Source organism: Novosphingobium aureum (genome assembly GCF_015865035.1).
Taxonomy (GTDB): Bacteria; Pseudomonadota; Alphaproteobacteria; order Sphingomonadales; family Sphingomonadaceae; genus Novosphingobium; species Novosphingobium aureum.
Genome location: NZ_JADZGI010000001.1, coordinates 118,796 through 135,298, shown reverse-complemented (window position 1 = coordinate 135,298; position 16,503 = coordinate 118,796). Strand labels below are relative to the sequence as shown.

The following is a 16,503-nucleotide window of genomic DNA, read 5'->3' as shown; positions in this document are numbered from 1 at the left end:
CTCAGTGCTGGTCCTTGGGCTTGTCGCCAAGCCCCTGTCCGGCGCCGCTCATGGCCATGGCAACGCCATTCTCGAGGAACTGCTGGAACAGCTTGATTCCCATCTGGCCCATCGGTGCGATCTGCTTGGTCAGCTCCTGGAGCTGATCGAAACTGCCCGCACCTTTCATCGCATTGGCCAGCGCATCGACATAGACGTCGTTGGCACGCGTCACATCGGGCAGTCCAAGGAAGCGACGGGCTTCCTCGGGTGAACATTCGACCTCGACATTGACCTTCATCAGGTCCTCCCGATTGTGAAATTCTTGCGTCGAGGCTGACACATACACGTGGCAAAGTCCATCGCCAGTGCCTAACTCGGGGCAGCACCCGTCCCGCATGCCCGCTCGGGCACCCCAACCCTAGACGAGACCCTGCACGACCAGATCACCCCGATACCGCTTGAAGACCGACCAAGGAGAGACCCCGATGGCGACAAACACCGAAATCCCGACCCTCGACGGCAAGGCCGCGATCCCCGCCTACGTGGCAAAGCCCGCTGGCACGCCCAAGGGTGCGATCATCGTCCAGCAGGAGATCTTCGGCGTCGATCCGGGCATCGTGAAGAAGGCGGGCGAATGGGCCCAGCGCGGCTACCTCGCCGTCGCTCCGGACACCTTCTGGCGGCAGGAACCGGGCGTCGAGCTAGACGCTGACAACCCGAAGGAATTCGACCGCGCGATCGAGCTGATGATGAATCACGACTTCGAGGCCGGAATCCGCGACATCGAGGCCGTGATCCACTGGATCCGCCGCGAGGCAGGCGTGCAGAAGGTCGGGCTCGTCGGCTACTGCATGGGCGGCAAGATCGCCTACCAGACCGCAGCGCGCACGGACATCGATGCCTCGGTCGGCTACTACGGAGTGGGCATCGACGAGATGCTGAACGAGAAGCACGCGATATCACGCCCGCTCATGCTACACGTGCCTACCGCCGATCACTTCGTCACGCCCGAAGCGCAAAAGGCCATGCACGAGGGCCTCGACGACCATCCACGTGTCACGCTCTACGACTATGAAGGTCTCGACCACGGCTTCGCAGCCGAAATCGGCTCACGCCGTGACGAGGAAGGCGCCGCACTTGCCGACAGCCGAACGATAGCGTTCTTCGAGGAAAACATCGGCTAAGCGGGATGCGCATGTCGCCTCGTGTCGCAGTGCCATTCTTCGTGGTGGCACTCACCCTCGCCTTCGGTGCTACGCCGATCCTGCGCTGGACGCTGCTCCTGCTGCTCCCGGCGCTCTTCGTGACGTTCTGGGACCTCGTCCAGACCCGCCACGCCCTGCGGCGCAACTATCCGCTTATCGCCCGAGTGCGCTGGCTGTTCGAGGACCTGCGTCCGTTCCTGCGTTCCTACATAGTCGAAAGCGATCGCGAAGGCCGACCTTTCACCATCGACCAGCGCGCGCTAGTCTACGCCCGTGCCAAGGGCGAGATCTCGACACATCCGATGGGCACCGAGCTCGACGTCTATTCGGACGAATACGAGTGGCTCGGCCACTCGATCGCGCCCAACGACAAGGCGCCTGAGACGTGGCACGTGCGCATTGGCGGCGACGAATGCGCCAAGCCCTACGACAGCGCGCTGCTCAATATCTCGGCGATGAGCTTCGGTTCGCTTTCGGCCAATGCCATCGAGGCGCTCAACAAGGGGGCCGCTCTCGGAGGCTTCGCGCACGACACAGGCGAAGGCTCGATCAGCCGTTACCATCGCAAGCATGGCGGCGACCTGATCTGGGAACTGGGCAGCGGCTACTTCGGCTGCCGCCACAAGGACGGCTCCTTCAATGCCGATCTCTTCGCCGAGCAGGCCAGCGACGACCAGGTCAAGATGGTCGAGATCAAGCTCAGCCAGGGAGCCAAGCCGGGTCATGGTGGCATGCTTCCGGGCGCCAAGGTCACCCGGGAGATTGCCGAGGCACGCAAGGTCGACGTCGGCGAGGATTGCATATCCCCGCCGGGCCACTCGGCCTTCTCCAACCCTGTCGAACTGCTCGAATTCGTCGCCCGGCTACGTGAACTCTCGGGCGGCAAGCCATCCGGTTTCAAGCTCTGTGTCGGCCAACCGCACGAAGTCATGGCGCTGATGAAGGCGATGCTCCAGACCGGGATCACGCCGGACTTCATCGTCGTCGACGGGGCCGAGGGCGGCACCGGGGCTGCACCGCAGGAACTGACCGACAATGTCGGCATGCCCTTGCGCGAAGGCCTGATCCTCATGCGCAATGCGCTGGTCGGGTGCAATCTCAAGGACCGCGTGCGCCTCGGTGCATCGGGCAAGGTCCATTCGGGTGCCGGCATGGCCCGTGCCTATGCCCTGGGTGCTGACTGGTGCAATGCTGCGCGCGCCTTCATGTTCTCGCTGGGATGCGTGCAGTCGATGCAGTGCCACACCGGCGAGTGTCCGACCGGCGTCGCCACCCAGCTCGCCTGGCGCCAGAAGGGCCTCGTCGTCGATGACAAGGCCGAGCGCGTTGCACGTTTCCAGAAGGAGACGGTCAATGCCCTGCGCGAGATCGTCGTCGCCATGGGCTACGACAGCCCTTGGGACCTCAACCAGCACGACACCTACCAGCGCATCGACAGTGCCAAGGCCGGACCTCTCGACGAGGTCTACAGCTTCCTCAAACCCGGCGAGCTGATCGGCGACCCGGACGCGACCAACTATGCCCATGCCTGGAGGGTCGCAAGCGCAGACACCTTCCGGCGCGTCAATTGATCACACTCTCCCCAAAAGGAAATGCGAAATGGCCAATGGCTACCGGATGATCGTCAAGGAGCATGGCGGTCCCGACGTTGTTTCACGTGAAACATTCAAGGTCCCCTCACCCGGCCCGGACGAACTTCTGATCGAGACCGAAGCGGTCGGACTGAACTTCATCGACACTTACTACCGCAAGGGACTCTATCCCGATGCGCTGCCGATCCGCCTCGGTTCCGAAAGCGTGGGACGCGTGATCGAGATCGGCGCGAAGGTCGAAGGCTTTTCCGTCGGTGACAGGGTCGGTTGCACCCAGAACGGCGGCGCCTATGCGAGCCACCGCGTGATCCCTGCCGCCAAGGCGATCAGGGTACCCGGGACGATCGAACCCGAGATCGCCGCGGCCGTCCTGCTCAAGGGGCTCACCGCCTGCTATCTGGCCGAGGACACCTTCCCCGCCAAGCAAGGCGACATTGCCCTCGTCCATGCTGCCGCAGGCGGTGTCGGCTCGCTCCTCGTGCCCTGGCTGACCGACAAAGGCGTGACCGTGATCGCGCATAGCGGCAGCGCTGAAAAGGCTGCTTCGGTCCCGGCCGAACATTCGCTGCATTGCGCCTTCGAGGAACTGGCGGGCGAAGTCGCACGGATCACCGATGGCGCCATGTGCCACGTCGCCTACGACGGTGTCGGCGCGGCCAGCTGGACGGCCTCGCTTGCCAGCCTGCGCGCGCGCGGGATGATGGTCAGCTACGGCAATGCTTCGGGCGCGGTGCCCCCGGTGGCGATGCTCGATTTGATGACGAGCGGCGGCGGCTCGCTCTATGCCACGCGCCCGACCCTCGCCCACTATATCGCAACGCCCGCGATGCTCGATGCCGCAGCCGAGAAGCTGTTCTCGCGGATCGAGAGCGGCGTGCTGGCTCCGCGCATCGGACAGACCTTCGCACTCGAGAACGCCGCCGAGGCTCACCGCGCGCTCGAGGCCCGCGCGACAACCGGATCGACCGTCCTGATCCCCTGAGACTGACACCCACTACCATGAAAAAGGCCCGGAATCGCATGACGATACCGGGCCTTTTCAATGAGATGGGCCGATCAATCAGAACAGCGAGATGATTCCCAGCTGCGGATCGATCCATCCATCGTAGATCATCTTGACCGCGACATAGACGATCACGGCAAGACCCACGTAGCCGATCCAGCGATAGCGCTCGATGTAGCGGGCGATGAGATTGGCCGCGAGGCCCATCAGCACCACCGAGAGCAGCAGGCCGACGATCAGGATGCCCGGGTGCTCGCGCGCCGCGCCCGCGACCGCGAGCACGTTGTCGAGACTCATCGAGACGTCGGCGACTGCCACTGCCCATGCCGCGCCCGCGAAGCTGCGGGCGGACTTGAGGCCCGAATGCTCGTCGCCTTCGATCTCGGGCGAGCCGACATTGCCGCTGTCGGCGCGCAGCTCGCGCCAGAACTTCCAGGCGACCCACAAGAGCAGCAGCCCGCCGGCGAAGATCAGCCCGACGACCCCCATCAGCCAGGTCACCATCAGGGCAAAGGCGATGCGCAGCACGAGCGCGGCGCCGATGCCGATCAGGATCACCTTCTTGCGGTCGGCCGCTGGCAGTCCCGCCGCAAGCGCACCCACGACGATGGCATTGTCGCCCGCCAGCAGCAGGTCGATCATCAGGACCTGCCCGAAGGCCGCCAGCGCGGCGGGCTCGGACAGGTTCGAGAAGTCATTGACGATATGGTTCCAGATCTCGCCTGGGCCGCCCGGAGAGGCCGCCACGACGAGAGTCTCGAGAATTGACACGATGGAGCCCCCTTGCGTCCTGTCGCGAGCCTGCGCCCGCTTACTGGTTCATGTTCGCGAAGAAGTCCTCGTTGGTCTTCGAGTTCTTCATCTTGTCGAGCAAGAACTCCATGGCGTCGACGGTTCCCATCTGCATGAGAATCCGGCGCAGCAGCCACATCTTGGAGAGCTGGTCCTTGGGAACCAGCAGCTCTTCCTTGCGGGTGCCCGACTTGCCCACGTCGAGCGCGGGGAAGATGCGCTTGTCGGCAACCTTGCGATCAAGGACGATTTCCGAGTTACCGGTGCCCTTGAACTCTTCGAAGATGACTTCGTCCATGCGGCTGCCGGTGTCGATGAGCGCGGTCGCGATGATCGAGAGCGAACCGCCCTCCTCGATGTTGCGCGCAGCACCGAAGAAGCGCTTGGGGCGCTGCAGGGCGTTGGCGTCGACACCGCCGGTCAGGACCTTGCCCGAGCTCGGCACCACGGTGTTGTAGGCGCGGCCCAGACGCGTGATCGAGTCGAGCAGGATGACCACGTCGCGCTTGTGCTCGACGAGGCGCTTGGCCTTTTCGATAACCATCTCAGCGACCTGGACGTGGCGCTGTGCGGGCTCGTCGAAGGTCGAGGAGATGACCTCGCCGTTGACCGAGCGCTGCATGTCGGTGACTTCCTCGGGACGCTCGTCGACGAGCAGGACGAGGAGGAACACCTCGGGATGGTTGTCGGTGATGGCCTTCGCCATGTTCTGCAGCAGCACGGTCTTACCCGTACGCGGCGGCGCGACGATGAGCGCGCGCTGGCCCTTGCCCTGCGGGCTGATCAGGTCGATCACGCGCGCCGACTTGTCCTTGACCGTGGGGTCGAGGGTGTCGAGCTGCAGGCGCTGCTCGGGATAGAGCGGGGTCAGGTTGTCGAAGTTGGTGCGGTGGCGCACGGCGTCGGGATCGTCGAAGTTGACCTTGGTCAGCTTGGTGATCGCGAAGTAGCGCTCGCCGTCACGCGGGGCGCGGATCTCGCCTTCCACGGTATCGCCGGTGCGCAGGCCCCATTTGCGGACCTGGTTGGGCGAGACGTAGATGTCGTCAGGCCCCGCGAGGTAGTTCGCCTCGGGGCTGCGCAGGAAGCCGAAACCGTCGGTCAGCACCTCGATGGTGCCAAGACCCATGATTTCCTCGCCGTCCTCGGCGACTTCCTTGAGAATCCCGAACATGAGATCCTGGCGGCGCATGGTGGAGGCGCCTTCGACGCCCAGATCCTCTGCCATTTCGACCAGTTCGGCCGGCGTTTTCTTTTTCAGTTCTTTGAGATGCATCTGCGTGGATTCCGGATGGAAAGATTGGAAAGCGGCCGACGGATCATGGGGCTTGGGGAAAGCGGATCCGGGCAAGCGAACGGGCGTCGCTGCCCTCAAGCCGGTCAGTCACGCAGATAGGCGCAGATGGGCCAGGAATCAATCGCAGATACGTCGAGGACCGCGCGCGCGGCGACCATCGCGTGCAATTATGCGACGAACCGGGCCGATGATCCGGCTCCGGCCTGCCATGACCGCGCGATTCAGAACGGGCGCACGATCACCAGCACCACAATCACCGCGGCGGCGAGTCCGGGAATCTCGTTGAGCAGGCGCAGCTGCTTGCCCGAGAGCGTACGCTCGCCGCGCGCCAGCTTCTTGCCGTAGGCCGCAAGCCAGCCATGGTAGCCACTGAGACCGAGCACGAAGAGCAGCTTGGCATGGAGCCAGGGCTGCGACCACAGGTCCATGGTGGTCGCCAGCGCAATGCCGAAGAGCCAGACCGCGATGATCGAGGGCGTCAGGATGATCTTGCGCAGCTTGGCCTCGCGATCGATCCAGCGCGCCTCCTCCGCCGAACCGGGCTCGCTCTCCTGATGGTAGACGTAGTAGCGCGGGAGCATGAACAGCCCCGCCATCCAGAAGATCACGAAGATGACGTGGCCGGCCTTGAGCCAGAGGTAGGTGGTCTGCAAGATCTGCTCCATAGGTCCCTCTTGAAAGGATCGGTTCCGCGCGCTTCCTGCCCGGGAATCGCGCCGCTTGAATGGCCCGCTTTGCCGGACAGCATCTAGGCGCTGCGGGCCCGGCTGCAAGTCCTGCTTTTAGGGGCCACTCAGGCTGTTAGCCGCGGCTCCAGCCCCGCACGGTCGCCAGCAGGCGCTCGACGTGCGCGATCGGGGTGTGCTGCCCGATACCGTGGCCGAGGTTGAAGACGTGCGGACGCTCGGCAAAGGCCTCGAGCACATGCGTCGCCGCCTGATCGAGTTCCTCGCCGCCCGCGAGCAGCAACAGCGGGTCGAGGTTGCCCTGCACCGGCATTCCGGCAGGCAGTTCGCGCGCGGCCCAGATCGGGTCGATAGTCTCGTCGATCCCCAGAGCGTCTACACCGGTCTCGCGGGCATAGGCAGGAAGCTTTTCGCCTGCTCCCTTCGGAAAGCCGATGATCGGTGTCTCGGGATGGCGCGCCTTCACCGCCGCGACGATGGCGGCGTTTGGCGCGATGACCCAGCGTTCGAACTGTGCGGGCGAAAGCGTGCCTGCCCATGAATCGAACAGCTGGACCGCTTCGGCACCTGCCTCGATCTGCCCGCACAGATATTCGATGGTAACCTGACTCACCGCATCGATGATCGCCTGAAAGCCCTGGGGGTCCCTGTAAGCCATGGCGCGGGTCTCGTGCTGGTCACGGCTACCCTCGCCCGCGGTCATGTACGTAGCGACCGTCCAGGGCGATCCTGCAAAGCCCAGCATCGTCTTGTCGGCATCGAGCGCAGCCGAGACGAGGCGCACCGTCTCGTAGATCGGCGAGAGTCGTTCAGGGACCGCTTCGAGAGTTCCGAGGGCATGATCAACGAGGCGGGGCGAGAGCTTTGGCCCCTCGCCTGCCAGGAACTGAAGGTCCTGACCCATGGCGTAAGGCACGATCAGGATGTCGGAGAAGAGGATCGCGCCGTCGAAACCGAAACGCTGGATCGGCTGCAACGTGATCTCGGCTGCGGCCTCGGTATCGTAGACCAGCGCGAGGAAACCACCCTTCTCGGCGCGCAGGGCACGATACTCGGGCAGGTAGCGTCCTGCCTGGCGCATGAGCCAGGTCGGGCGCTTGTTGCTGTTCGTGCCGCGCAGGGTGTCGAGGAGAAGGCCAGGCATCGCGTTCTTTCGTCCAAACAAAAAAAATAGAGATTTTTATATAAGGTAGATGGAGTCTGTTGGTCCTGTGGATATCGGGGACGGCCGGGCAATGCCCGATTTGTCCCGGGATGAACAGGGTTCTTGAGTCCATGCGACTCTGAACCGGCTCGTCGTCAAGAAAAGCTTATCCGCCTTGTCCACAGCCTGTGGGTTGTTCTCGCGCCCTGTCCAGAACCCGAGGAGCCAATCGGTGACATCGGGGAGGAAAAGTGCCCGCCCGGTTGTCACCGGTTCTGTCCCGTGGTTTATGCCGGGTGGTTTCCACAGGCTGGTCCCCAGCCCCACAGGACGATCCCAGGCCGAAAAATGGCGCGTTTTCATCTGCATCTGCTTTCGGATTCGACCGGCGAGACGCTCGAGATGATCGCCAAGGCGGCGCTCGCGCAGTTCGACGATACCGAGGTTTTGCGCCATTTCTGGCCGATGGTGCGCTCGCAACAGCACCTCGACCGGATCATGGGCGAGATCGCCTCGAACCCCGGGCTCGTGTTCTTCACGCTCGTCAACGAGGATACCCGTAGCCGGCTCGAGGAGACTTGCCAGCAGCTCGGCCTGCCCGCGATTGCGGTGCTTGACGGGGTGACGGACGCGCTCGAGGCATTGCTCGGGCAGGAAGCCAAGGGTCGTCCGGGCCGCCAGCACCGCCTCGACGATGCCTATTTCGCGCGCGTCGATGCGATCCAGTTCACCATCGCCCACGACGACGGCATCGCCTGGGAAGACTGGGAAGAGGCCGATATCGTGCTGGCGGGCGTTTCGCGCACCTCCAAGACGCCGACCTCGATCTACCTTGCCAATCGTGGCTTCAAGGTCGCCAACATCCCAATCGTGCCCGAGAGCCCTCCGCCCTCTTCGCTCTTCGGGTTGAAGCGCCCGCTGGTCGTCGGCCTCACCACCGCGCCCGAGCGCCTCATCCAGGTGCGCCGCAACCGCCTGCTCTCGCTCAGCCAGTCGCCCGATACCGACTATGTGCAGGAAGAGATGGTGGTGAGCGAGGTCAAGTACGCGCGCCGCATGTTCGCCGACAATTCCTGGCCGGTGATCGACGTCACCCGTCGCTCGATCGAGGAGACCGCCGCGGCGGTGATCAACCTCTACAACGAGCGCAAGGCTGCCGGGCGCACCGGCCAGATCGGCCCCAAGCCCATTTGACCCAAGACGGCCATCTGACCCTTGGCCAATCGACGAAGCAGGACCTGCCATGATCACCCTCGCCTCCAAGAGCGCATCGCGCCGTGCCATGCTCGAGGCTGCGGACATTCCCTTCACCGTCAGCCCGGCGCACATCGACGAGCGCGCGCTCGAGGCCAGCATGGGCGATGCCGCGCCCGATGCGGTCGCGCTTGCACTGGCATCGGAGAAGGCGCTCGCTGTTTCACGTGAAACACCCGGCGCACTCGTCCTCGGCAGTGACTCGCTCGTCGTGTGCGGGGGACGCCGCTTCGACAAACCCGCCGACCGCGCGGCCGCGGCAGAGCACCTGCGGTTCTTCTCTGGCAAGGTCATGGTGCTGCACAGCGCAGCCGCGCTCGCGCGCGACGGCGCGGTGACATGGGCCGAGGCGGCGCAGGCGCGCCTCAATGTCGCCTCCTTGAGCGACTCATTCATCGAGCGCTATCTCGATGCCGAATGGCCCGAGGTCGGCGGCTGCGTCGGCGTGTTCCGTATCGAGGGACGCGGCGTGCAGTTGTTCGAGGCCATCGAGGGCGACTATTTCACGATCCTGGGCATGCCGCTGCTCAAGGTCCAGGCGGCGCTGCGCCGTGAAGGAGTGGGTGCATGAGCGGTTTCGACGCAAACACCGACCGTCCGCTCGGCGTGCCCTATGCCGAGGTGATCGGCGATCCCATCGCCCAGTCCAAGTCGCCCGCGCTCCACGGCTTCTGGCTGGACAAGCTGGGTCTCGAGGCGCGCTATCTGCATTGCCGGGTGAGCGTGGATGCACTGCCCGACTACATCGCCGCGCGGCGCGTCGATCCCGACTGGCGCGGGTGCAACGTGACGATGCCGCATAAGCTGGCGGTCATGGGTCTGCTCGACCGGATCGACCCGGTCGCCGGGCAGATCGGCGCGGTGAACACCGTGGTGCGCGAGGATGATGGGACGCTGACTGGCTACAACACCGATGCGCCCGGCTTCCTCGAACCGCTGCGCCCGCTGCTCGAGCGCACCCATCTGTTCCGCATGGCGCGCGTGCTGGGCACGGGCGGTGCGGCGCGCGCCATCGTTGCGGCGCTGGCGCGCGAGCACTTCGTCATCGTGCTCGCCGCGCGCAATCCCGACAAGGCCCGCGCATTGCTCGACGAGCTCGATCCCGAGGGCGAGCACCACGCGGTCGACATCGCCCACTTCGCCGAAGCGACCGATTTCGAATTCGATGACCGCGCGCACTGCTGCGATCTTATCGTCAATGCGAGCCCGCTCGGCATGACCGGGCAGCCTCCCCTCGCCTTCGACTTCAGCCACGTACCGCCGGGCAGCGTGGTCTACGACATCGTCACCAGTCCTCTGCATACCCCGCTGCTGGCACAGGCCGAGGCGCAAGGGCTGCGCACCGTCGACGGACTCTCGATGCTGATCGGGCAGGCCGACATCGCCTTCACCCGCTTCTTTGGCGAGAAGCCGCCGCGCGAGCACGATGCCGAGCTGCGCGCCATGCTGCAGGCCTGACCGTGAGCGGCGCTCTGAACCCTGAGGCGCGAGGCCGTTCGGGACCGAAGATCCTGGGTCTCACCGGCTCGATCGGCATGGGCAAGTCGACCGTCGCGCAGATGTTTCGCGAGCTGGGTGTGCCGGTCTTCGATGCAGATGCCGAGGTTCACCTTCTGCAGGGCCCTGAAGGTGCGTTACTGCCCGCTATCGAGGAGGCCTTTCCCGGTACCACGGGCGCGCAGGGCGTCGACCGGGCGAAGCTGGGCGCGGCGGTGTTCGGCGACAAGGAGGCGCTCGCGCGACTCGAAGCGATCGTCCATCCCGCCGTCGGCGCGCGGCGCGAGGCCTTTCTCATGTCCCATCCCGGGGCACCCCTCGTGGTCTTCGATATACCACTGCTTTACGAAAAGGGCGGATACCGGGGGCTCGATGCCGTCGCGGTGGTCTCCGCACCCGCTGCCGAACAGCGCCGCAGGGTGCTGGCGCGTCCGGGAATGACCGAGGCGAAATTCGAGCAGATTCTGGGACTTCAGGTACCCGATGCGCAGAAGCGCGCACGCGCCGATTTCGTCATCGATACCGGTACCAGCCTCGAAGAGACAGGCCGCGAGGTAGAGCGCATCGTCGCTGCGCTGAGCGGCCAAGAATAATCGCCGCAGGCCCCTTGCGCAGGGGCTCTGGCAGGCAGATATGAGAGAAGATGCGAGAGATTATCTTCGACACCGAAACGACCGGATTCGACCCGAAGAACGGGGACCGGATGGTTGAAATCGGCTGCGTGGAGATGGTCAACCGGGTCGAGACCGGTCGCAGCTACCACGCCTATTTCAATCCCGAGCGTTCGATGCCTGCCGAGGCCGAGGCGGTCCACGGCCTGTCCGAGGCCTTCCTCGCCGACAAGCCGCTGTTTGCCGAATGCGCGCAGGACTTCCTCGATTTCATCGGGGATGCGCCGATGGTCGCGCACAACGCCGGGTTCGACTTCAACTTCATCAATGCCGAGCTCGCCCTATGCGGCCTGCCCGAGGTGAGCCGCGAGCGCATGGTCGATACCATCGTGCTGGCCAAGGCGCGCCATCCCGGCGCCAAGCTCTCGCTCGACGCGCTATGCTCGCGCTACGGGATTGATCGAAGTCATCGTACCAAGCACGGCGCCTTGCTAGACGCCGAGCTGCTCGCGCAGGTCTATGTCGAACTGCGCGGCGGTCGCCAGATCGGCCTCGAGCTGGTCGCCGAAAAAGAAGAGATCGTGTCGCAGACCAAGGTCCTCGTGCGAAGGGACAGGGTCATGCGTCAGCCGCGCCCCCACGCGGCTTCCGAGGAGGAACTTGCAGCGCATGCGGAGTTTCTCAAGTCGGTCGATACCCCGTTGTGGGGTCAATGAAACGATAGAAAGAGGAGTATTCGCCCATGGATATCCGTGTCTCTGGTCATCAGGTCGAAACCGGTGAGGCCCTTCAGGCCCATGCTACCGAGCGGCTCACGGCGATCATCGAGAAGTATTTCAGCAGGGCCATCTCCTCGCAGGTCACGTTTGGCCGCGGCCCCGCCAATGGTTTCCGCTGCGATATCGTGATGCACGTGATGCAGCACCTCGTGCTCAAGGGCACCGGGCTTGCACAGGACGCGCATCTCGCGCTCGACCAGGCGGCGGAGAAGATCGACAAGCAGCTGCGCCGTTACAAGCGCCGTCTCACCGATCGTTCGGAACAGTCCGCGCATGCGATGGCGCTGGTCACCGACGGCGCGGCGAACGGGATCGACAACGCCGCCTACACGATCTTTGAAGAGATCCCCGACAGCCACGAGGACGAATACGAGGCCGATGCGCCCGTCGTCATCGCGGAAACCCGCGTCGACGTACCCGAAGCCACGGTTTCGGATGCGGTGATGATGCTGGACTTGCGCAATACTACGGCGCTGTTCTTCAAAAACGCTGGCACCGGTCGTCATAATATGGTTTACCGCCGCGGCGACGGTTCGATTGGGTGGGTCGAACCGGGCTGACACGCCCGCACGTCCCAGCATTTCCGCAAGGAACAACTGGACAACCCCCGGTATTCCCGGGGGTTGGCTGTTTAAGGAACACCGGAAAGGTCGGTTTTGCGACCGTTGTCTGTAGCCGAATGAGAAGCCTTTTTACTCTGTTGCCCGAAGCCGTCACCTCGGCGAGTCTCGATAGCAAGGATGCCATCCTCGGGCATCTCGCCGGCCTGTTCGCCTCGGTCTACGACCTCGACAGCGCGAACGTGAAGGACAGCCTGGTCGCCCGTGAAGAGCTGGGCAGCACCGGTTTCGGCCGCTGCATCGCCATTCCCCACGCGCGCATCGAGAACCTGCACCGTCCCGTCGCCGCCTTCATCCGGCTGGCTTCGCCGGTCGATTTCGATTCCGCCGACGGTCAGCCGATCGATCTCGTGTTCGGATTGCTATCTCCTGTCGGCGCGGGGGCCACGCACCTGCACGCGCTGGCGGCGATCTCGCGCATGATGCGTGACGAGCGCATGCACGCCGGCCTGCTCGATGCGACCTCTCCCGAGGCGCTCTACAGCCTCCTGAGCAATGTCATCGACCGCGATGCCGCCTGAGGGCGCAGCAAGCGGTCCGGGCGGCCCCTCGGGTGCCAACCTGCACTGGAAGGCGCTCGAGAGCCTCTACGCTTCGGCCCCGATCAATCACATGTTCCGCAGCTCGCTGGAGATCACCGGCGAAGGGCGTGCGCGCATCGTGTTCGACGTCGAGCCCGAAGTGTTCCATGCCGCAGGCGCAGCGCATGGTACGATCTACTTCAAGATGCTCGACGATGCGGCCTTCTACGCCGCCAATACGCTCGTCACCGACCGCTTCCTGCTCACCACCTCGTTCAACCTGCACCTGACCAAGCCGATCAACGGTGGGCGGATCGTTGCCGAAGGCCAGTGGATCAGTGGCAGGCGCCGCGTGTTCATCGCTGAATCGAGGCTGGTCGACCAGCACGGCGAGGAAGTGGGTCGCGGTAGCGGCACCTTCATGCGCTCGCGCATCGCGCTGTCGGGTCTGCCGGGCTACGCCGCTGCGGTCCAGCCCGGTGGCGCCGAGCCGAACCGGGGCTGAGCATGACCGAGGCCCGGCTTCCCGCACATCTCGAGGTTGCCGGGCTGATTCGTCGAATCGAGGCCGCTGGCGGCTTCGGTATGGTTCTCGCAAAAGGTGAACGCGACGCCGGGACGATACTCGTCGTGCTGATGGAAAAGGGTGATAATTCACGCCTTTACGAACGCATGCCCAATATGGACGGGTCGCGGAAATGGTCGTGCACGAAGGTACAAGACCCTGAAAAAAAACACGAATTTATGGAATATCTGGATCGCCGCAGAACCCAGGACCGCGATACCTGGCTGGTTGAACTGGATATCCAAGATGGTGAACGTTTCATCGACGCCGGATGAGAAATCCGGTTGACTTGCAAGCCTTGCAAGTTAAAGGGCCGCTCGAAGACGCGATGGCGGTCCCTTTGGCATTTCGGCCAACCGGACTAGCACGCAGACGGGGGATCGTCGGCAGGCTCGCTCGGAAGCAAGGTACCCATGTCCGGGTATCCCGTTCCAGCCTGTGTCGGACCGGTTCACCGCATTTGATCAGTTTTGCATGCGTACGAAAGTTGAGTGGGCCAGCGCGGTAGCGTTGGTCGCAACGGTTGTGACTGCAGTAGTAAGCACCCAGGGATCGGGAGCCGCCGCCAGCGACAGTGAGCCTGTCATGGCCGCGCAGGATCCGCAGAATACGATTTCCGCACCGGCCCAGGACGCAGCGGTCCGCTTCGTCTCGCAGCCCGTCGTGCAGAGCCTCGAGGCCGAAGCGGCTCCCCAGGACACCATGGCCGATGCCGGTGTCGTCTACGAGGCCGCGACGCTGTCCGAGCTGGTCGATCGCCAGACCATGCCTGCGCAGGTGTCGCGTCAGATGCGTTGCCTTGCCGGTGGCATCTATTTCGAATCGCGTGGTGAGTCGCTCGAGGGCCAGCTTGCGGTCGGTCGCGTGATCATCAATCGCGCGCGCTCCTCGCGCTTTCCCGACAACTATTGCGACGTGATCTACCAGCGCTCGCAGTTCTCCTTCGTGCGCGGGCGCAAGATGCCGCATATCCGCGAGAAGTCGAAGAACTGGCGCCGTGCGGTGGCGATCGCGCAGATCGCGCTCGACGACAGCTGGAAGAACCCGGCCAAGGGAGCCCTGTTCTTCCACGCAGCGCGCATTTCGCCCAATTGGCGCCTGACGCGCCTCGCACGCGTCGACAACCACATCTTCTATCGTTGAGCCCTTCGGCCCGGTCATCGGGCCTGAACGAGGCTTGGAAGGCAAATGACGCGGCCGGATCCCTGTGAGGATCCGGCCGCTTCGCATTTTCGGGGCTGTCAGGAGTGGTTGCGCGCGTCAGGCACGCAAGCTCACCCAGACCGGAGCATGGTCGCTCGCCTTCTCCCGCCCGCGATGGTCCTTGTCGACGCCGCAGGCGACGAGCCGGTCGGCCAGTTCGGGCGAAAGCAGCGCGTGGTCGATGCGGAAACCGTGATCGCGCGGCCAGGCGCCGGCCTGGTAGTCCCAGTAGGTCCACACGCCGCCCTTGGGGTTGTGCGTCGCGATCGCGTCGGTCCAGCCATCGCCGAGCAGGCGGAAATAGGCATTGCGCGATTCCGGCTGCATCAGCGCATCGGCGGCCATCGCGGGTGGCGACCATACGTCGCGGTCATGCGGGATGACGTTGAAATCACCGGTGACGATCGCGGGCACTTCCTCGCTGCGGATCTGCGCCATGCGTGCGCGCAGCCGCTTCATCCAGCGCAGCTTGTAGTCGAACTTGGGCCCGGGCACCGGATTGCCGTTGGGCAGGTAGATGCACGCGACGCGCAGCCCGAAGACATCGGCCTCGAGATAGCGCGAATGGTCGTCCTCGGGCTCGCCCTCGAGCCCGCGCTGCACCTCGACGGGCATTTCCCCATCGGCGAGGATGGCGACGCCGTTGAAGCTCTTCTGGCCGTGCCACAGGCCCTTGTAGCCGAGCTTCTCGAACTCGCTGATGGGAAAGCCCTCGTCCTGCGACTTGATCTCCTGCAGGCAGGCAACCGCGGGACGGGTCTCCTCGAGCCATTCGAGCAGACGGGGCAGGCGCGCCTTGACGCCGTTGATGTTGAAAGTGGCAATCTTCATGGCGCGCCTTCTCGGCAGGCGCCCTGCCTCGCGTCAAGCCAAATCGGGCTCTGCGCGGGGTCTTTGCCGGGGGCTGGCCTCAGATGCTGAAGCTGGAGCCGCAGCCACAGCCGGCGGCGGCATTGGGATTCTCGACCTTGAAGGCCGAGCCGCCGAGCGATTCGACGTAGTCGACCAGTGCGCCGCCGACGAGATCGAGGCTGACCGGATCGACCACCAGCCTGACGCCGTCGGTCTCGGCCACGCTGTCGTCATCGAGCGCAGCATCGGCGAGACCGAACTTGTACTGGAAGCCCGAACAGCCACCGCCTTCGACCGAAAGGCGCAGGATCGCCGGCTTGTCCTGCTTCTGCGCGATGGCGGCAACGCGGGCGGCGGCGGAGGGGCTGAGAATGAGCGAGGACTGTTCCATGTCCTGAATGTAGGCCTGCCGAGCCCTTGCGACAAGTTCCCCCGGGCCCGCAGAATGCAGACCGGGGGCAGGCCAGCCCTCTCAGGCCATCTGGATATAGTCGCGCAGGGCCGCCGCCTCGCCCTCGACCTTGTCGAGGCGATACTTGACGATGTCGCCGATCGAGACGAAGCCGATCATCTGTCCGCCCGAGACGACCGGCAGGTGTCGGATGCGCCGCTTTGTCATCATCGCCAATGCGGTCATCGCGGCAGTGTCGGGCGAGACTGTCACTGCGGGTGCGGTCATCACCTCGGCAACCGGGCGATCGAGCACGTCGGCGCCGAATTCGCGCAGGCGGTAGATCACGTCGCGTTCGGAAAAGATCCCGGCAATCATGGTGCCGTCCATCACCGGCAGCGCACCGATGCGGCGGTCGGCCAGGATTGTCGCGGCCTCACGCATGGTGTTGTTTACCGAACAGGTCACGATGTCGTGACGGTGTTCGATGATCCGCTCAATCGTCATCC

At 64.4% G+C, this 16,503-nt stretch carries 21 protein-coding genes; 13 read left to right on the top strand and 8 right to left on the bottom strand.

Translation table 11 applies throughout. The annotated features are described in order from the left end of the window. Position 1: 1 nt before the first annotated feature. On the bottom strand, positions 2–280 hold the full coding sequence (locus I5E68_RS00675) for a DUF6489 family protein (RefSeq protein ID WP_197159835.1): 279 nt from the start codon (positions 278–280) through the stop codon (positions 2–4). Positions 281–467: 187 nt separating this feature from the next. Here I5E68_RS00675 and I5E68_RS00670 point away from each other — a divergent pair, with 187 nt between their 5' ends. From I5E68_RS00670 to I5E68_RS00660, 3 genes are read left to right on the top strand one after another with little or no spacing between them, the layout of a single operon-like run. Then, positions 468–1,166 carry a dienelactone hydrolase family protein gene (locus tag I5E68_RS00670; protein WP_197159833.1) on the top strand — a complete coding sequence of 233 codons (699 nt, stop codon included), beginning with the start codon at positions 468–470 and terminating at the stop codon, positions 1,164–1,166. Between the two features lie 5 nt (positions 1,167–1,171). After that, positions 1,172–2,758, top strand: coding sequence for an FMN-binding glutamate synthase family protein (locus I5E68_RS00665; RefSeq protein ID WP_197159831.1), 1,587 nt, complete (start codon positions 1,172–1,174; stop codon positions 2,756–2,758). A gap of 28 nt (positions 2,759–2,786) precedes the next feature. Then, positions 2,787–3,761 carry a quinone oxidoreductase family protein gene (locus I5E68_RS00660; protein ID WP_197159829.1) on the top strand — a complete coding sequence of 325 codons (975 nt, stop codon included), beginning with the start codon at positions 2,787–2,789 and terminating at the stop codon, positions 3,759–3,761. A gap of 78 nt (positions 3,762–3,839) precedes the next feature. Here the strand turns inward: I5E68_RS00660 and I5E68_RS00655 are convergent, their stop codons facing one another. The 4 genes from I5E68_RS00655 to hemE form a co-directional block, all read right to left on the bottom strand. Continuing rightward, positions 3,840–4,547, bottom strand: a complete 708-nt coding sequence (locus tag I5E68_RS00655; protein WP_197164375.1) for a YjbE family putative metal transport protein — start codon at positions 4,545–4,547, stop codon at positions 3,840–3,842. Between the two features lie 46 nt (positions 4,548–4,593). After that, complete coding sequence (rho, locus tag I5E68_RS00650) at positions 4,594–5,850, bottom strand: transcription termination factor Rho (RefSeq protein ID WP_197159827.1); 1,257 nt, start codon at positions 5,848–5,850, stop codon at positions 4,594–4,596. 242 nt (positions 5,851–6,092) lie between these two features. Then, positions 6,093–6,536: a CopD family protein gene (locus tag I5E68_RS00645; protein WP_197159825.1), complete on the bottom strand. Its 444-nt coding sequence runs from the start codon at positions 6,534–6,536 to the stop codon at positions 6,093–6,095. Between the two features lie 136 nt (positions 6,537–6,672). Beyond that, positions 6,673–7,701 carry a uroporphyrinogen decarboxylase gene (gene hemE / locus I5E68_RS00640; RefSeq protein ID WP_197159824.1) on the bottom strand — a complete coding sequence of 343 codons (1,029 nt, stop codon included), beginning with the start codon at positions 7,699–7,701 and terminating at the stop codon, positions 6,673–6,675. A 348-nt stretch (positions 7,702–8,049) separates the two neighbouring features. Between hemE and I5E68_RS00635 the strand changes: the two genes are divergently transcribed. The 10 genes from I5E68_RS00635 (at position 8,050) to I5E68_RS00590 (ending at position 14,691) form a co-directional block, all read left to right on the top strand. Beyond that, positions 8,050–8,895, top strand: a complete 846-nt coding sequence (locus tag I5E68_RS00635; RefSeq protein ID WP_197159823.1) for a pyruvate, water dikinase regulatory protein — start codon at positions 8,050–8,052, stop codon at positions 8,893–8,895. Positions 8,896–8,944: 49 nt separating this feature from the next. Continuing rightward, positions 8,945–9,526: a Maf family protein gene (locus I5E68_RS00630; RefSeq protein ID WP_197159822.1), complete on the top strand. Its 582-nt coding sequence runs from the start codon at positions 8,945–8,947 to the stop codon at positions 9,524–9,526. Beyond that, positions 9,523–10,413: a shikimate dehydrogenase gene (aroE, locus tag I5E68_RS00625; RefSeq protein WP_197159821.1), complete on the top strand. Its 891-nt coding sequence runs from the start codon at positions 9,523–9,525 to the stop codon at positions 10,411–10,413. Before I5E68_RS00630 ends, aroE begins: the two co-directional genes overlap by 4 nt. A 2-nt stretch (positions 10,414–10,415) precedes the next feature. Continuing rightward, positions 10,416–11,045, top strand: coding sequence for a dephospho-CoA kinase (gene coaE / locus I5E68_RS00620; RefSeq protein WP_323982044.1), 630 nt, complete (start codon positions 10,416–10,418; stop codon positions 11,043–11,045). 50 nt (positions 11,046–11,095) lie between these two features. Beyond that, positions 11,096–11,779, top strand: coding sequence for a DNA polymerase III subunit epsilon (gene dnaQ / locus I5E68_RS00615; RefSeq protein WP_197159820.1), 684 nt, complete (start codon positions 11,096–11,098; stop codon positions 11,777–11,779). 26 nt (positions 11,780–11,805) lie between these two features. Next, positions 11,806–12,402, top strand: a complete 597-nt coding sequence (gene hpf / locus I5E68_RS00610; RefSeq protein ID WP_197159819.1) for a ribosome hibernation-promoting factor, HPF/YfiA family — start codon at positions 11,806–11,808, stop codon at positions 12,400–12,402. Positions 12,403–12,521: 119 nt separating this feature from the next. Continuing rightward, a complete protein-coding gene (locus I5E68_RS00605; RefSeq protein WP_197159817.1) occupies positions 12,522–12,983 on the top strand; it encodes a PTS sugar transporter subunit IIA in 462 nt (153 codons plus the stop codon). Next, positions 12,973–13,488, top strand: a complete 516-nt coding sequence (locus tag I5E68_RS00600; RefSeq protein ID WP_197164370.1) for a PaaI family thioesterase — start codon at positions 12,973–12,975, stop codon at positions 13,486–13,488. The genes I5E68_RS00605 and I5E68_RS00600 overlap by 11 nt, the downstream gene beginning before the upstream one ends. Before the next feature lie 2 nt (positions 13,489–13,490). Next, positions 13,491–13,823 carry a DUF1491 family protein gene (locus I5E68_RS00595; RefSeq protein WP_197159815.1) on the top strand — a complete coding sequence of 111 codons (333 nt, stop codon included), beginning with the start codon at positions 13,491–13,493 and terminating at the stop codon, positions 13,821–13,823. Positions 13,824–14,022: 199 nt separating this feature from the next. Beyond that, positions 14,023–14,691, top strand: a complete 669-nt coding sequence (locus I5E68_RS00590) for a cell wall hydrolase (RefSeq protein ID WP_197159813.1) — start codon at positions 14,023–14,025, stop codon at positions 14,689–14,691. A 117-nt stretch (positions 14,692–14,808) separates the two neighbouring features. Here I5E68_RS00590 and xth read toward each other — a convergent pair whose 3' ends face one another. The 3 genes from xth to I5E68_RS00575 form a co-directional block, all read right to left on the bottom strand. After that, the gene (gene xth / locus I5E68_RS00585) at positions 14,809–15,582 is read right to left on the bottom strand and encodes an exodeoxyribonuclease III (protein ID WP_197159811.1); all 774 of its coding nucleotides are present in this window, start codon (positions 15,580–15,582) and stop codon (positions 14,809–14,811) included. A gap of 79 nt (positions 15,583–15,661) precedes the next feature. Beyond that, positions 15,662–15,994, bottom strand: a complete 333-nt coding sequence (gene erpA, locus I5E68_RS00580; RefSeq protein WP_197159809.1) for an iron-sulfur cluster insertion protein ErpA — start codon at positions 15,992–15,994, stop codon at positions 15,662–15,664. Positions 15,995–16,075: 81 nt separating this feature from the next. Next, a complete protein-coding gene (locus I5E68_RS00575) occupies positions 16,076–16,501 on the bottom strand; it encodes a CBS domain-containing protein (RefSeq protein ID WP_197159806.1) in 426 nt (141 codons plus the stop codon). Positions 16,502–16,503 lie beyond the last annotated feature (2 nt).

Coding starts and splice junctions, on each gene's coding strand:
- I5E68_RS00675 (WP_197159835.1), bottom strand. CDS start 280: ATGAAGGTCAATGTCGAGGTCGAATGTTCACCCGAGGAAGCCCGTCGC.
- I5E68_RS00670 (WP_197159833.1), top strand. CDS start 468: ATGGCGACAAACACCGAAATCCCGACCCTCGACGGCAAGGCCGCGATC.
- I5E68_RS00665 (WP_197159831.1), top strand. CDS start 1,172: ATGCGCATGTCGCCTCGTGTCGCAGTGCCATTCTTCGTGGTGGCACTC.
- I5E68_RS00660 (WP_197159829.1), top strand. CDS start 2,787: ATGGCCAATGGCTACCGGATGATCGTCAAGGAGCATGGCGGTCCCGAC.
- rho (WP_197159827.1), bottom strand. CDS start 5,850: ATGCATCTCAAAGAACTGAAAAAGAAAACGCCGGCCGAACTGGTCGAA.
- I5E68_RS00645 (WP_197159825.1), bottom strand. CDS start 6,536: ATGGAGCAGATCTTGCAGACCACCTACCTCTGGCTCAAGGCCGGCCAC.
- hemE (WP_197159824.1), bottom strand. CDS start 7,701: ATGCCTGGCCTTCTCCTCGACACCCTGCGCGGCACGAACAGCAACAAG.
- I5E68_RS00635 (WP_197159823.1), top strand. CDS start 8,050: ATGGCGCGTTTTCATCTGCATCTGCTTTCGGATTCGACCGGCGAGACG.
- I5E68_RS00630 (WP_197159822.1), top strand. CDS start 8,945: ATGATCACCCTCGCCTCCAAGAGCGCATCGCGCCGTGCCATGCTCGAG.
- aroE (WP_197159821.1), top strand. CDS start 9,523: ATGAGCGGTTTCGACGCAAACACCGACCGTCCGCTCGGCGTGCCCTAT.
- dnaQ (WP_197159820.1), top strand. CDS start 11,096: ATGCGAGAGATTATCTTCGACACCGAAACGACCGGATTCGACCCGAAG.
- hpf (WP_197159819.1), top strand. CDS start 11,806: ATGGATATCCGTGTCTCTGGTCATCAGGTCGAAACCGGTGAGGCCCTT.
- I5E68_RS00605 (WP_197159817.1), top strand. CDS start 12,522: ATGAGAAGCCTTTTTACTCTGTTGCCCGAAGCCGTCACCTCGGCGAGT.
- I5E68_RS00600 (WP_197164370.1), top strand. CDS start 12,973: ATGCCGCCTGAGGGCGCAGCAAGCGGTCCGGGCGGCCCCTCGGGTGCC.
- I5E68_RS00595 (WP_197159815.1), top strand. CDS start 13,491: ATGACCGAGGCCCGGCTTCCCGCACATCTCGAGGTTGCCGGGCTGATT.
- I5E68_RS00590 (WP_197159813.1), top strand. CDS start 14,023: ATGCGTACGAAAGTTGAGTGGGCCAGCGCGGTAGCGTTGGTCGCAACG.
- xth (WP_197159811.1), bottom strand. CDS start 15,582: ATGAAGATTGCCACTTTCAACATCAACGGCGTCAAGGCGCGCCTGCCC.
- erpA (WP_197159809.1), bottom strand. CDS start 15,994: ATGGAACAGTCCTCGCTCATTCTCAGCCCCTCCGCCGCCGCCCGCGTT.
- I5E68_RS00575 (WP_197159806.1), bottom strand. CDS start 16,501: ATGACGATTGAGCGGATCATCGAACACCGTCACGACATCGTGACCTGT.